This window comes from Algibacter luteus, assembly GCF_900141715.1.
Lineage (GTDB): Bacteria > Bacteroidota > Bacteroidia > Flavobacteriales > Flavobacteriaceae > Arenitalea > Arenitalea lutea.
In genome coordinates, this window is record NZ_FQYK01000011.1 from 25,767 (window position 1) to 39,066 (window position 13,300).

Here is a 13,300-nt window from a genome sequence, read left to right on the forward strand (position 1 = left end):
TAAAAAAGCGTAATATTTTCTATTTTAGATGCATGCAAGAAGACTTCCTACATTACATCTGGAAACATAAAAAAATAGGAGTAAATAATTTAAAAACTGTTAACGGAGCGCCTGTCGTAATTAATTCCGTTGGACAGCATAACTATAATTCAGGTCCAGATTTTTTTAATGCACAACTTAAAATAGGAAATCAGCTTTGGGCTGGAAATGTTGAAATTCATATCAAATCTTCTGATTGGTTTTTGCATAATCATGAACAAGATAAAGCCTATGATAATGTCATTTTACATGTGGTTTGGGAAGATGACACTGAAGTTTTCAGGAAAGACAATAGCGTTATACCAACTTTAGAGCTCAAAAATATTGTTGATGATGGTTTATTGCACAATTTTGAAAGGTTATTTGCGAAACAAAACAAATGGATTAATTGTGAAAACGATTTTGCAATAATAGATAGTTTTATTTTAGATAATTGGCTTGAGCGTCTATACTTTGAACGGTTAGAACGAAAATCTAAAAACATTGAAACCCTTTTAGCAGGATCAAAAAACGATTGGGAAGCTGTTTTGTTTAAAATGTTGACTAGAAATTTCGGATTAAAAGTTAATGGTGAGTCATTTTTTAGTTTAGCCCAATCCATCGATTTTTCAATTATTAGAAAAACACGAAATACTCCTCTAGTTTTAGAAGCATTGTTACTTGGACAATCGGGTTTACTTGAACAAGATGTAGAAGATGCCTACCATCTAAGTTTAAAAAAAGAATATGAATTTCTAAAGCTAAAATTTAATCTAAATAATACTCAAGTGCTGCCCCTACAGTTTTTTAGATTAAGACCGCCTAATTTTCCAACCATAAGGTTATCTCAACTGGCAAGTTTATATGGCACAAATCAAAATTTATTTTCAAAAATCATCGAGATAAAAAAACTGGAAGAATTTTATGAGTTGTTTAAAGTATCAACTTCTAAGTTTTGGGAATCTCATTATACGTTTCAAAAAAAGTCAAAAACTTCAAAAAAAACACTTACAAAGTCATTTGTAGATTTATTGTTAATCAATACAATTCTGCCTTTAAAGTTCAGCTATGCTAAACAAAAAGGAGAAGAAATAGATAATGAAATAATAAAACTAGCAACTTCTATTACTTCAGAAAAAAACAACATAATTAAAGCGTTTAACAATTTGAAAAAGGTTTCAAATTCGTCATTACATTCTCAAGCACTCATACAACTTAAATCAGAGTATTGCGATAAAAATAAATGTTTACAATGTGCTATTGGGAATTCTCTTATTTCAGCGAATGCTTAATAAAACAGATAAAAATGAATAAATTTACAATCACTTTAAATTGTAAGATTATTTAAATAACTAATATTAAATTTATAGTTAAATTGCAGCATGAATAATATTTATAAACCTCTATTATTTTTCCAAAAACATGGTTATTACGTGTGCCAACGTATTGCAGAGAGGCTTGGGATAAGAGCTAAAGTGGTAAGAACATCATTCATGTATTTAACTTTCGTTACTCTTGGTTTTGGTTTTGCACTTTATTTGTTTTTAGCATTTTGGATGCGCATTAAAGATTTAGTTTATACAAAACGCTCATCGGTTTTTGATTTATGAACCAACTTGTACAGTTTTTTAGAACAAAAATATATACAGCCGTTTTGTTATTGGCTGCACTATTACTTATTGGAGTTACTGGTTATAAAATGATTTCTGGTTACACCTGGATCGATGCTTTGTATATGACCGTTATAACCATGACCACGGTGGGTTTTGGAGAAGTGGTGCCATTGGATGATCAATCTAAAATATTTACCATATTTTTAATTTTAGCGAGTGTAGTTATAGTAGGTTATGCCTTATCTATAATTACAGAATACATTTTAAGTAAAAATGACCTAGACGAATTAAAACAAAAAAAGATGCAAAAGGATATTGATAATTTCAAGAATCACATTGTAATTTGTGGCTACGGAAGAAACGGTAAGCAAGCAGCAAGAAAGCTCATGGCATACAATAAACAGTTTGTTGTCGTTGAAAAGAATAAAGAATTAGAAGACCGTTTAAAATTGGATGAAGTTCCCTATGTCATTGGAAATGCTAATGAAGATGAAACCTTAATTCAAGCAGGAGTTGATAGAGCTTCCTGTTTTATTTCGGCATTACCAAACGATGCCGATAATTTATTTGTGGTTCTTTCAACAAGACAACTGAATAAAAAAATAAATATAATTAGTCGTGCTTCAAACGAATCATCTTATGATAAGTTAAAGTTCGCGGGAGCCAATAATGTTATTTTACCAGATAAAATTGGAGGCGATCATATGGCATCATTAGTTGTTGTCCCTGGTTTAATGGAGTTTATTGATAATCTATCAATAGTTGGTAAGTCTGATATAAATATTGAAGAAGTTGCTGTTGAAAAATTTTATAATTCAAAAACACCTAAAACTATTAAGGATTTAGATCTAAGAAAAAAAACCGGATGCACCGTAATAGGCTATAAAGATGAAAATGGTGAATATATTGTAAATCCTGGGGCAGAATTAAAATTGGCAAGACATTCGAAAATTATCGTTCTAGGTCGTCCAGAACAAATTGAAGCCTTAAATACAGAGTACGATATCGATTAACGATTATGCTATTTTAACAACCATTGTTTTAAAAAATGATTTTTTTTTAGCATCTTGCTACCTTTTAATAAGAATCTTTCAATAAAAACTAACTAACATAATTTTCCTATGAAGAAATATCTTCTTTCAGTGCTCACTTTAATATTTCCATTTTTAATATTTGCTCAAGAAACTTCCGAAATAGGTTTAGACCAAAAAATAGATCAAGCATTTGCTCCCGTAGCTCAATTTTTTACAGATGTAATTTTTTTTCCAATTTACGATGATGGGGTTTATACTATTCCATTTGTATTATTACTATTAGTTGGTAGTGCATTGTTTTTTACAATTTATTTTGGGTTTCCAAATGTTAGATATTTCTGGACAGCTATTAATACGGTAAGAGGGAAGTATGAAGATATTGAAAAACATGGTGCTAAAGAACTTTATGGAGAAGATGGTATTGCACAGGGTCAAGACCTCTCAAATGTAGATATCGAGGAACATATTGAGAATCTTAAAACCGATTTAGCCATTGATGGCGATATTGTTGATACCATAAGAGATGAAAGTTCTGAAGGTGAAGTTTCGCATTTTCAAGCATTGGCAACCGCTGTTTCTGGAACTGTAGGTAATGGTAATATTGCTGGTGTGGCATTGGCAATTGCTCTAGGAGGACCAGGCGCAACATTCTGGATGATTGTTTGTGGTTTATTAGGAATGTCTACAAAGTTTGTGGAGTGTACTTTAGGGGTACAATACAGAGATGTTGGTGAAGATGGAACAGTATACGGTGGCCCTATGTATTATATAAGTAAAGGTCTTAAAGCCAAAGGATTTAAAACTTTTGGTAAAATAGCAGCAGGAATATTTGCTGTTTTCTGTATAGGAGGTTCTTTTGGTGGAGGTAATGCGGCACAATCTAATCAAGCCACTATCGTGATAAAAGAACTTTTCGAATGGGAAAGTACAGCGGCAGGAGCCATTGTTGGTTTGGTGTTGGCTGTTTTGGTTGGGGTAATTATCATTGGTGGAATTAAACGTATTGCATCGGTAACCGAAAAAGTAGTGCCTTTCATGGCCTTAATGTATATAGTTGCATGTGTTTATATTATCCTAAGTAATTTTAGCTTAATTGATGATGCAATTGGTCTAATAGTTGAAGAAGCTTTTAGTCCAACAGCTTTTGGAGTAGGTTCGTTAATTGGGGTATTGTTGGTAGGATTTCAACGTGCTGCCTTTTCAAACGAAGCAGGTGCAGGTTCAGCATCTATTGCTCATTCTGCAGTAAGAACAAAATACTCAGCCAGTGAAGGTTTAGTGGCTTTACTAGAGCCGTTTATTGATACAGTGGTAATTTGTACCATGACAGCTTTAGTAATTGTTATATTTAACTTTGGAGGTTTCTTCGAATACGGTGGCGATGGATCTGGAGTTGTTTTTATTGATGGTATGCCTTTTGAAGGCGCAGGAATTACATCTAAAGCATTTGCACAATATATTCCATATTCAAATGTGTTTTTAACCATTGCTGTAGTTTTATTTGCGGTTTCAACAATGATTTCTTGGTCTTACTATGGCTTACAATCTTGGAAATTTCTTTTCGGTAGAGGAAAAACAGCCGATTTAATCTATAAACTTTTATTTTTAACTTTCGTAGTAATTGGTGCAGCGGCAAGTATGAACTCTATTTGGTCGTTCTCAGATGCCATGATTTTTGCCATGATTTTCCCAAACATGGTTGGTCTGTTCCTGTTGTTCCCAGTTGTTAAGCGACAATTAAAGCGCTATCTTGATGCTATTAACCTTAAAAAGGAAGCAATAGATAACTAAATAAACAAAAACTATAACAAATGAAATCCCAATTCACGTTTACTAAACAACAACGTAATGGGATTTTTTTAATGTTAACCCTCATAATTACCTTTCAATGTATTTACTTTTTTGTCGATTTTACTTCGGAAGAAGTTTCAGTTGATGAACAACAACTTTCAGAATTCATTAAAGAAATTGATTCTTTAAAAATAATTGAGTTACAAGAAAGAGTACCTAAAATATATCCATTTAACCCTAATTATTTAACCGATTTTAAAGGTGCTTCATTAGGAATGACTAATGAAGAAATTGATAGATTATTAAGGTTTAGAAATCAAAATAAATGGATAAATACTGCTGAACAATTTCAAGAAGTTACTCAAGTATCAGATTCACTGTTGGCAGCACTTTCTGTGTATTTTAAATTTCCAGAATGGGTTACAAGTTCTAAACCTTCAAAAGAACGGTTTCTAACATCTTCGAATAATAAACCTAAGACATATGCACAAAAACAAGATTTGAATACAGCAACAGCACAAGACCTTCAAAATATAAATGGTATAGGCAAAACCTTTTCAGAACGCATTATTAAATATCGAAATAAACTAAAAGGTGGTTTTATTGCAGATGTTCAACTCGAAGATATATATGGTCTTACACCAGAATTAATTGAAAAAATTACAAATCAATTTACTGTTAAAACACCAAATTCAGTTAATAAAATAAACGTAAATAAGGCTTCAAGTAATGAATTAGTTAAGATTCCTCATATAGATTACGAATTAGCCTATAATATTATTGAGCAACGAAAATTAAGACAGGGTTTCAATTCAATTGAGGAATTAACTAAAGTAAAAGACTTCCCTTTAAATAAAATAAAGATAATTGAATTATATTTGCACTTCGAAAAAGAAAAATAAATGAATAACATGTACTTCACTGAAGAACATCAGCTTTTTAGAAAAAGTATTCAAGACTTTTTACAGAAAGAGGTTGTACCGCATATTGAAAAATGGGAAGAAACCGGATCTATCGACCGGTTTATTTGGAAAAAATTTGGAGACATGGGTTTCTTCGGAATCAATTATCCAGAAGCCTATGGTGGAATGAATTTAGATTTATTCTATACTGTTATTCTTCTTGAAGAACTTCAAAAAATAAATTCTGGTGGTTTCGCTGCAGCAATTTGGGCACATGCCTATTTAGCTATGACGCATTTAAATGCTGAAGGAGATGAGGCTATAAAAGAAAAATATTTAGCTCCAAGTATAACTGGAGATAAAATAGGATGTCTTTGTATTACTGAACCCTTTGGAGGAAGTGATGTGGCAGGTATGCGTACAACAGCAGTAAAAAAAGATGACCACTATATTATTAATGGTTCGAAAACATTTATTACTAATGGGGTGAGTAGTGATTATTTAGTGGTTGCTGCAAAAACAAATCCAGAACTTGGTAATAAAGGTATAAGCATATTTGTTTTAGATAGAACCATGAATGGTGTATCGGCAACCAAACTAAAAAAATTAGGTTGGAACGCTTCTGATACTGGCGAAATTGCTTTTGATAATGTTAAAATTCCAATTACAAATCGTTTAGGCGAAGAGAATAAAGGTTTTTCTTATATTATGGAGCATTTTTCATTGGAACGTCTAATCATGGGTATTAATGCTCATGCCCGGGCAGAATATGCGCTTGAATATGCTTTAAAATATATGAGTGAGCGTCAAGCTTTTGGAAAAACAATCGATAAGTTTCAAGCCCTTAGACATAGTATTGCTGATTTATATACCGAAATGGAAATCTGTAAAGTTTTCAATTATAATGTAGCAACAAGATTAGATAAAGGCGAATATGTTGTAAAAGAAGCAACAATGTCTAAATTAAAGTCTACAAAAATGGCCGATGAGGTTATTTATCAATGTCTTCAGTTTTTAGGTGGATATGGTTATATGGAAGAATACCCTATGGCAAGGTTGTTAAGAGATAGCAGACTAGGACCAATTGGTGGTGGCACTTCAGAAATCTTAAGAGAGATTATCGCTAAAATAATAATAGATAAAAAAGAATATCGACCAGCAACTAAATAACTTATATTATTTTGGCGAAAATTGTATCACAATTAGCTAAAACAATACTTGAAAAGTATTACATCCTTAATTTAAAAAAAACTTTAAAAGGTGTTTTTGTAATTCCAAAATAGTTTTATATTTGCAGCCAGAAATTTCTAAAAGAGAGGAGGTTAAGACACTATGTTAATAATTCCAGTTAAAGAAGGAGAAAATATAGATAGAGCGTTAAAGCGTTACAAGCGTAAGTTTGTTAGAACAACTATTAAAAATCAGTTGCAAGAACGTAAGCAGTTTACAAAGCCTTCAGTAGCTCGTAGAGCTCAAGTTCAAAAAGCACAATACATTCAATCATTAAGAGATGCAGAAAACATCTAATCTTAAATGATTTGATTTATTAAGAATATAAAAATCCCGCATTTTGCGGGATTTTTTTGTATTGATAATTGTGGAATAACTACATTAAAGTAATTAAACTTGTCGTTTTAACTAATAACTTCTAACTTTAAATCTTTAACATATGTAAGATGACTTTTAAATCATTTCTGGATTACCTCTTATTGGAAAAAAACTATTCGAAGCTTACTGTTAAAGCTTATCAAAATGATTTAAATGATTTCTCAGAATTTATAAAAGTTGAATTCAATACTGCTTCTATAAATCAAGTTAATTATTCGCAAATACGAAGCTGGATTGTAATCCTTGTAGAAAATGAACTTTCTAACCGTACAATTAATAGAAAAATATCAGCTTTAAATTCATATTATAAATTTCTTTTAAAAACAGGCGATATTAAGTTAAACCCGTTAGCAAAACACAAAGCATTAAAAACGAGTAAAAAAATTCAGGTACCTTTTTCTGAAGAAGAAATTAAAGACGTTTTAAACGACTTAAATTTTGCCGATGATTTTGAGGGGTTAAGAGATAAATTTATAATTGAACTTTTTTATTCTACTGGTATAAGAAGAATTGAATTGGTTGAACTTAAATTATCGAGCTTAGATTTACATAAAAATACGTTAAAAGTATTAGGTAAAAGAAATAAAGAACGTATTATACCGTTAATAAAATCAGTGCATCAAACAGCTATTAAATACTTAGAAGCAAGATTACAATTGGATAAGATTGTTGATAAGGAATATCTTTTTTTGACGAAAAAAGGCGTTAAAATATATGAAACACTTGTCTACAGAATAATAAATGAGTATTTTAGTAAGGCATCTTCAAAGGTAAAGAAGAGTCCACATATTTTGAGGCACTCCTTCGCTACACATTTGTTAAACCAAGGTGCCGATTTAAATGCTGTTAAGGAGCTTTTAGGACATTCAAGTTTAGCTGCAACACAAGTTTATACACATAATAGTATTGCAGAATTAAAAAAAGTGCATATTGATGCACATCCAAGAAGTAAAAAATAGTAGTTGTAATAAAGTCTAACCAAAAAAGTAAACAGATGAAAGTAAACACCCAATCAGTAAATTTTAATGCAGACCAAAAATTGATTGATTTTATTCAAAAACGAATGGATAAATTAGATTTGTTTTATGATAAAGTTATTAAATCTGATGTTTTTTTAAAAGTTGAAAACACAAGCGATAAACAAAATAAAATTTTCGAAGCAAGAGTTAGTGTTCCAGGAGATAGCTTGGTAGTTAAAAAGCAATGTAAATCCTTTGAAGAAGGTACAGATATGGCAGTTGCATCGTTAGAAAGACAATTAAAAAAGAGAAAAGAGAAATTAAGAGCACATTTATAATAAAAATTCTCAAAAAATGTTTTGAATAAAATAAAAAATCTATACATTTGCAGTCCGTTAGAAATAACGGGCTTTTTTTATGCGCCAAAAGTATAAAAAACGCCGATGTAGCTCAGCTGGCTAGAGCAGCTGATTTGTAATCAGCAGGTCGTGGGTTCGAGTCCCTCCATCGGCTCAAGTTCTTAAAAAAAATGAAATAAGTAAATTGGGGAGATACTCAAGCGGCCAACGAGGGCAGACTGTAAATCTGCTGACTACGTCTTCGCAGGTTCGAATCCTGCTCTCCCCACAACTTTTTTAGTTTTTTGTATATTTTGAAAACCTGATAAATAAGCATTTATCAAAAAATTGCGGGAGTAGCTCAGTTGGTAGAGCGTCAGCCTTCCAAGCTGAATGTCGCCGGTTCGAACCCGGTCTCCCGCTCTAAAATTCCTGCGAAGGCAGGAATCTCTTCTTTCATATTAGCTTAAATCTTGAAAAAGATTGGTTTTGAGAGAATAGGAAATAAAAACTTTACGCCGGTGTAGCTCAGGGGTAGAGCGTTTCCTTGGTAAGGAAGAGGTCACGAGTTCAAATCTCGTCATTGGCTCTATTTTTAGAGAAATTTAGAATACACTAATATTATTATATAACTAAGATTAAAATTATTTAAAAAACATGGCAAAGGCAACTTTCGATCGTTCAAAACCACATTTAAATATTGGTACAATTGGACACGTAGATCACGGTAAAACAACTTTAACTGCTGCTATTACTAAAGTATTAGCTGATGCAGGTTACTCAGAAGCAAGATCATTTGATCAAATTGATAATGCTCCAGAAGAAAAAGAAAGAGGTATAACAATTAATACTTCTCACGTTGAATATCAAACAGCAAATCGTCACTATGCTCACGTTGACTGTCCAGGTCACGCGGATTACGTAAAGAACATGGTAACTGGTGCTGCACAAATGGATGGTGCTATTTTAGTTGTTGCTGCAACTGATGGTCCTATGCCTCAAACTCGTGAGCACATCTTATTAGGTCGTCAAGTAGGAATTCCACGTATCGTTGTTTTCTTAAACAAAGTAGATATGGTTGATGATGAAGAGTTATTAGAATTAGTAGACATGGAAGTTAGAGATTTATTAAACTTCTATGAATATGATGGAGATAATGGTCCTGTAATTTCAGGTTCTGCTTTAGGTGCACTTAATGGTGAGCAAAAGTGGGTTGATACAGTTTTAGAATTAATGAAAGCTTGTGATGAGTGGATTGAAGAGCCAGTTCGTGATATGGATAAGCCTTTCTTAATGCCTATCGAAGATGTATTTTCTATTACTGGTCGTGGTACTGTAGCAACTGGTCGTATTGAGACTGGTGTTGCTAATACTGGAGATCCTGTAGAAATTATTGGTATGGGTGCAGAGAAATTAACTTCTACTATTACTGGTATCGAAATGTTCCGTCAAATTTTAGATAGAGGTGAGGCTGGTGATAATGCTGGTATCTTATTAAGAGGTATTGAGAAATCTCAAATCTCAAGAGGTATGGTTATTACTAAACCAGGTTCAGTAACACCACATGCTAAATTCAAAGCTGAGGTTTATATCCTTAAAAAAGAAGAAGGTGGACGTCATACTCCATTCCATAATAACTACCGTCCACAGTTCTACGTACGTACAACTGACGTAACTGGTAACATTGCTTTACCTGATGGAGTTGAAATGGTTATGCCTGGAGATAACTTAACTATTACTGTTGAGTTAATTCAACCAATTGCAATGAACGTAGGTTTACGTTTCGCTATCCGTGAAGGAGGTAGAACAGTTGGTGCAGGTCAGGTAACTGAGATATTAGACTAATACAGTTTAAATAAATATTAAGTTAAGGTATTCCGTTTTTTTCGGAATACCTTCCCTTATATTTACGGGTTTAGCTCAGTTGGTAGAGCACTGGTCTCCAAAACCAGGTGTCGGGAGTTCGAGTCTCTCAACCCGTGCAATAGTAATTTGAGTATCATTTCAAATTGGAATAAAAAATAAGAACATGGCTGGAATTGTAAATTATATAAAAGAATCATTCGGAGAACTAAAAAATAATGTGTCTTGGCCAACATGGGCAGAAGCACAAAGTTTAACAGTTTTAGTTGCTGTATTTTCAATTATATTTTCCCTTGCTATTTGGGGTGTAGATACAGTATTCAGTAAAGTTATAGCAACTTACTTTCAATGGATTAACGGTTAAAAGAAGAATTTATGTCTGAAGTAAGTGAAAAAAAATGGTATGTTGTTCGAGCCGTAAGTGGTCAAGAAAACAAAATCAAAACGTATATCGAGAATGAAATTGCTCGTTTAGGTTTACAAGATTATGTTGATCAGGTTCTTGTTCCAACAGAAAAGGTGATACAAATCCGTAACGGAAAGAAAATTCAGAAAGAAAAAACGTTTTTTCCTGGATATATCATGATACAAGCAAATCTAACTGGTGAAGTTCCTCATATCATAAGATCGGTTACAAATGTAATTGGGTTTTTAGGGGAAACAAAAGGTGGAGACCCTGTACCATTAAGACAATCTGAAGTAAACAGAATGTTAGGTAAAGTTGATGAATTATCTGTAGAAGAAAGTGCTAATGTAGCGATACCTTTTACTAAAGGTGAAACTGTAAAAGTTATTGATGGTCCGTTTAATGGATTTGATGGTACTATTGAAAAAATAAATGAAGAAAAGCGTAAGCTAGAAGTAATGGTAAAGATTTTTGGAAGAAAAACACCATTAGAGCTAAGCTATATGCAAGTTGAAAAAGTATAATAATTGTTACACTATATAAATGATGTATTACTAGGCTTCCAAATTTAGAAGTATATCAAACTAAATTATTAAAAATGGCAAAAGAAATTGGCAAAGTAGTTAAGTTACAAGTTCGGGGAGGTGCTGCGAATCCGTCGCCACCGGTTGGACCCGCTTTAGGAGCTGCTGGAGTTAACATTATGGAATTCTGTAAGCAATTTAATGCGAGAACACAGGATAAACCAGGTAAAGTGTTACCAGTAGTGATTACTGTTTATAAAGACAAATCATTTGACTTTGTAATCAAGACTCCTCCTGCAGCGGTACAATTATTAGAAGCGAGCAAAATTAAAAAAGGTTCAGGAGAGCCAAACCGAAAAAAAGTAGCTAAAGTATCTTGGGATCAGATTAAAACTATTGCAGAAGACAAAATGGTAGATTTAAATGCATTTACTGTTGAATCTGCTATGAAAATGGTTGCTGGTACAGCAAGATCAATGGGTATAACCGTAACTGGGCAATTCCCATCGTAATCTATTAAAGACATTATAAAATGGCAAGATTAACAAAAAAGCAAAAAGAAGCTTTAGCGAAAATAGAAAAAGGTAAAGTATATTCTTTAAATGAAGCATCGGCATTAGTAAAAGAAATTACTAATACTAAGTTTGATGCCTCTGTAGATTTAGCAATACGTTTAGGTGTAGACCCACGTAAAGCCAACCAGATGGTGAGAGGTGTAGTTTCATTACCTCACGGAACTGGTAAAGACATGAAAGTTTTAGCATTAGTAACTCCTGATAAAGAAGCAGAAGCTAAAGAAGCTGGAGCTGATTATGTAGGATTAGATGAATATCTAGAGAAAATCAAGAATGGTTGGACAGATGTTGACGTTATTATTACTATGCCTAGTGTAATGGGTAAATTAGGTCCTTTAGGACGTGTATTAGGTCCTCGTGGTTTAATGCCAAACCCAAAAACTGGAACAGTAACTATGGATGTTGCTAAAGCAGTTACTGAAGTAAAAGCTGGTAAAATTGACTTTAAAGTTGATAAAACTGGTATCGTTCATGCTGCAATTGGTAAAGCATCATTTAGTGCTGATAAAATTGAAGGTAACGCTCAAGAATTAATTCAAACATTAGTTAAACTTAAACCAACAACTGCAAAAGGTACATATGTAAAAAGCATTTTTATGTCTTCTACTATGAGCCCTAGTATAGCTGTTGATCCTAAAGTTGGTGGTTAATTAGTTAAAACTTTTATTATGACAAGACAAGAAAAATCACAAGTAATTGAGGAATTAACTGTAGAATTAGCTAACAATGGAAATATCTATTTAACCGATATTTCAGGATTAAACGCCGCTACAACCTCAGATTTACGTCGTGCTGCATTTAAAGCAAACGTAAAATTATCAGTTGTTAAAAATACATTATTAGCAAAAGCTATGGAAGCTTCAGACAGAGAGTTTGGAGATCTTCCAACAGTTTTAAAAGGAAATACATCTGTAATGTATTCTGAAACTGGTAATGTACCAGCTAAGTTGATTAAAACTTTCCGTAAGAAATCAGACAAGCCTTTATTAAAAGGAGCATTTATTGAGGAAACAGTTTATATTGGCGACGATCAATTAGACATGTTAGTTGATATCAAGTCTAAAGAAGAGTTATTAGGAGAGATTATAGGATTACTACAATCGCCTGCTAAAAACGTTGTTTCAGCACTTAAATCAAGTGGCGGAACATTAGCTGGAATTATTAAAACACTATCTGAAAAAGAAGGATAGTCTTAACAAGTACGCACTTATTACAATTATATTATTATTAAAAATTTATTAAAACGATAGAAAAATGGCAGATTTAAAAGATTTCGCAGAACAATTAGTTAACCTTACAGTAAAAGAAGTAAATGAGTTAGCTACTATATTAAAAGATGAGTATGGTATTGAGCCTGCTGCTGCAGCTGTAGCTGTTGCTGCTGGTCCTGCTGCTGGTGGTGGAGACGCTGCTGAAGCTCAAACTGAATTTGATGTTATATTAAAAGCTGCAGGTGGCTCTAAGTTAGCTGTTGTAAAACTAGTAAAAGAATTAACTGGTCTTGGCTTAAAAGAAGCTAAAGAATTAGTTGATGGTGCACCTAGCCCAATTAAAGAAGGTGTTTCTAAAGATGAAGCTGAAGGCTTAAAAGCATCTTTAGAAGAAGCTGGGGCTGAGGTTGAGCTTAAGTAAGCTTAATAACTCAAGAACATAAAGGTTTAGGTCTGGA

At 32.7% G+C, this 13,300-nt stretch carries 16 protein-coding genes and 5 tRNA genes; all 21 read left to right on the forward strand.

The window, feature by feature from the left end; all coding sequences use genetic code 11:
- The first annotated feature begins 32 nt into the window (after positions 1-32).
- The 21 genes from BUA46_RS14445 to rplL all read left to right on the forward strand — a co-directional run bounded on the left by BUA46_RS14445 (position 33) and on the right by rplL (position 13,263).
- A complete protein-coding gene (locus BUA46_RS14445) occupies positions 33-1,310 on the forward strand; it encodes a DUF2851 family protein (RefSeq protein ID WP_019388689.1) in 1,278 nt (425 codons plus the stop codon).
- Between the two features lie 90 nt (positions 1,311-1,400).
- A complete protein-coding gene (locus BUA46_RS14450; RefSeq protein ID WP_019388690.1) occupies positions 1,401-1,628 on the forward strand; it encodes a PspC domain-containing protein in 228 nt (75 codons plus the stop codon).
- Positions 1,625-2,644 carry a potassium channel family protein gene (locus BUA46_RS14455; RefSeq protein WP_019388691.1) on the forward strand — a complete coding sequence of 340 codons (1,020 nt, stop codon included), beginning with the start codon at positions 1,625-1,627 and terminating at the stop codon, positions 2,642-2,644. Before BUA46_RS14450 ends, BUA46_RS14455 begins: the two co-directional genes overlap by 4 nt.
- Positions 2,645-2,752: 108 nt before the next feature.
- Positions 2,753-4,456, forward strand: a complete 1,704-nt coding sequence (locus BUA46_RS14460; protein WP_019388692.1) for an alanine/glycine:cation symporter family protein — start codon at positions 2,753-2,755, stop codon at positions 4,454-4,456.
- 20 nt (positions 4,457-4,476) lie between these two features.
- Positions 4,477-5,358 (forward strand): ComEA family DNA-binding protein, encoded by an 882-nt coding sequence (locus tag BUA46_RS14465; protein ID WP_026010149.1) that lies wholly within the window; start codon positions 4,477-4,479, stop codon positions 5,356-5,358.
- A complete protein-coding gene (locus tag BUA46_RS14470) occupies positions 5,359-6,528 on the forward strand; it encodes an acyl-CoA dehydrogenase family protein (RefSeq protein ID WP_019388694.1) in 1,170 nt (389 codons plus the stop codon).
- Positions 6,529-6,690: 162 nt separating this feature from the next.
- A complete protein-coding gene (gene rpsU / locus BUA46_RS14475) occupies positions 6,691-6,885 on the forward strand; it encodes a 30S ribosomal protein S21 (protein ID WP_019388695.1) in 195 nt (64 codons plus the stop codon).
- A gap of 149 nt (positions 6,886-7,034) precedes the next feature.
- Positions 7,035-7,925, forward strand: a complete 891-nt coding sequence (locus tag BUA46_RS14480) for a tyrosine-type recombinase/integrase (RefSeq protein WP_019388696.1) — start codon at positions 7,035-7,037, stop codon at positions 7,923-7,925.
- A 35-nt stretch (positions 7,926-7,960) separates the two neighbouring features.
- Positions 7,961-8,263, forward strand: a complete 303-nt coding sequence (gene hpf, locus BUA46_RS14485) for a ribosome hibernation-promoting factor, HPF/YfiA family (protein ID WP_019388697.1) — start codon at positions 7,961-7,963, stop codon at positions 8,261-8,263.
- Positions 8,264-8,364: 101 nt separating this feature from the next.
- Positions 8,365-8,438 (forward strand) — tRNA-Thr (locus BUA46_RS14490).
- A gap of 32 nt (positions 8,439-8,470) precedes the next feature.
- Positions 8,471-8,552 (forward strand) — tRNA-Tyr (locus tag BUA46_RS14495).
- Positions 8,553-8,613: 61 nt separating this feature from the next.
- A tRNA-Gly gene (locus tag BUA46_RS14500) sits at positions 8,614-8,686 on the forward strand.
- A 94-nt stretch (positions 8,687-8,780) separates the two neighbouring features.
- Positions 8,781-8,852, forward strand: a tRNA-Thr gene (locus BUA46_RS14505).
- Between the two features lie 68 nt (positions 8,853-8,920).
- Positions 8,921-10,108 (forward strand): elongation factor Tu, encoded by a 1,188-nt coding sequence (tuf, locus tag BUA46_RS14510; protein WP_019388698.1) that lies wholly within the window; start codon positions 8,921-8,923, stop codon positions 10,106-10,108.
- A gap of 64 nt (positions 10,109-10,172) precedes the next feature.
- A tRNA-Trp gene (locus BUA46_RS14515) sits at positions 10,173-10,245 on the forward strand.
- A gap of 47 nt (positions 10,246-10,292) precedes the next feature.
- Entirely contained in the window at positions 10,293-10,490 is a 198-nt protein-coding gene (gene secE, locus BUA46_RS14520) for a preprotein translocase subunit SecE (RefSeq protein ID WP_019388699.1), read from the forward strand.
- Positions 10,491-10,501: 11 nt separating this feature from the next.
- Complete coding sequence (gene nusG, locus BUA46_RS14525) at positions 10,502-11,056, forward strand: transcription termination/antitermination protein NusG (protein ID WP_019388700.1); 555 nt, start codon at positions 10,502-10,504, stop codon at positions 11,054-11,056.
- Between the two features lie 74 nt (positions 11,057-11,130).
- Complete coding sequence (gene rplK, locus BUA46_RS14530; RefSeq protein ID WP_019388701.1) at positions 11,131-11,568, forward strand: 50S ribosomal protein L11; 438 nt, start codon at positions 11,131-11,133, stop codon at positions 11,566-11,568.
- A 20-nt stretch (positions 11,569-11,588) separates the two neighbouring features.
- Positions 11,589-12,281 carry a 50S ribosomal protein L1 gene (gene rplA / locus BUA46_RS14535; RefSeq protein ID WP_019388702.1) on the forward strand — a complete coding sequence of 231 codons (693 nt, stop codon included), beginning with the start codon at positions 11,589-11,591 and terminating at the stop codon, positions 12,279-12,281.
- An 18-nt stretch (positions 12,282-12,299) separates the two neighbouring features.
- Entirely contained in the window at positions 12,300-12,821 is a 522-nt protein-coding gene (gene rplJ, locus BUA46_RS14540; protein ID WP_019388703.1) for a 50S ribosomal protein L10, read from the forward strand.
- Positions 12,822-12,885: 64 nt separating this feature from the next.
- Entirely contained in the window at positions 12,886-13,263 is a 378-nt protein-coding gene (rplL, locus tag BUA46_RS14545) for a 50S ribosomal protein L7/L12 (RefSeq protein WP_019388704.1), read from the forward strand.
- The last annotated feature ends 37 nt before the right edge of the window (positions 13,264-13,300 follow it).

What these genes read in the sequence shown, in the direction of transcription:
- BUA46_RS14455 (WP_019388691.1), top strand. Translation starts at nt 1,625, where the DNA reads ATGAACCAACTTGTACAGTTTTTTAGAACAAAAATATATACAGCCGTT.
- secE (WP_019388699.1), top strand. Translation starts at nt 10,293, where the DNA reads ATGGCTGGAATTGTAAATTATATAAAAGAATCATTCGGAGAACTAAAA.
- BUA46_RS14480 (WP_019388696.1), top strand. Translation starts at nt 7,035, where the DNA reads ATGACTTTTAAATCATTTCTGGATTACCTCTTATTGGAAAAAAACTAT.
- tuf (WP_019388698.1), top strand. Translation starts at nt 8,921, where the DNA reads ATGGCAAAGGCAACTTTCGATCGTTCAAAACCACATTTAAATATTGGT.
- BUA46_RS14460 (WP_019388692.1), top strand. Translation starts at nt 2,753, where the DNA reads ATGAAGAAATATCTTCTTTCAGTGCTCACTTTAATATTTCCATTTTTA.
- rplJ (WP_019388703.1), top strand. Translation starts at nt 12,300, where the DNA reads ATGACAAGACAAGAAAAATCACAAGTAATTGAGGAATTAACTGTAGAA.
- BUA46_RS14470 (WP_019388694.1), top strand. Translation starts at nt 5,359, where the DNA reads ATGAATAACATGTACTTCACTGAAGAACATCAGCTTTTTAGAAAAAGT.
- rplK (WP_019388701.1), top strand. Translation starts at nt 11,131, where the DNA reads ATGGCAAAAGAAATTGGCAAAGTAGTTAAGTTACAAGTTCGGGGAGGT.
- rpsU (WP_019388695.1), top strand. Translation starts at nt 6,691, where the DNA reads ATGTTAATAATTCCAGTTAAAGAAGGAGAAAATATAGATAGAGCGTTA.
- rplA (WP_019388702.1), top strand. Translation starts at nt 11,589, where the DNA reads ATGGCAAGATTAACAAAAAAGCAAAAAGAAGCTTTAGCGAAAATAGAA.
- nusG (WP_019388700.1), top strand. Translation starts at nt 10,502, where the DNA reads ATGTCTGAAGTAAGTGAAAAAAAATGGTATGTTGTTCGAGCCGTAAGT.
- BUA46_RS14450 (WP_019388690.1), top strand. Translation starts at nt 1,401, where the DNA reads ATGAATAATATTTATAAACCTCTATTATTTTTCCAAAAACATGGTTAT.
- rplL (WP_019388704.1), top strand. Translation starts at nt 12,886, where the DNA reads ATGGCAGATTTAAAAGATTTCGCAGAACAATTAGTTAACCTTACAGTA.
- BUA46_RS14465 (WP_026010149.1), top strand. Translation starts at nt 4,477, where the DNA reads ATGAAATCCCAATTCACGTTTACTAAACAACAACGTAATGGGATTTTT.
- BUA46_RS14445 (WP_019388689.1), top strand. Translation starts at nt 33, where the DNA reads ATGCAAGAAGACTTCCTACATTACATCTGGAAACATAAAAAAATAGGA.
- hpf (WP_019388697.1), top strand. Translation starts at nt 7,961, where the DNA reads ATGAAAGTAAACACCCAATCAGTAAATTTTAATGCAGACCAAAAATTG.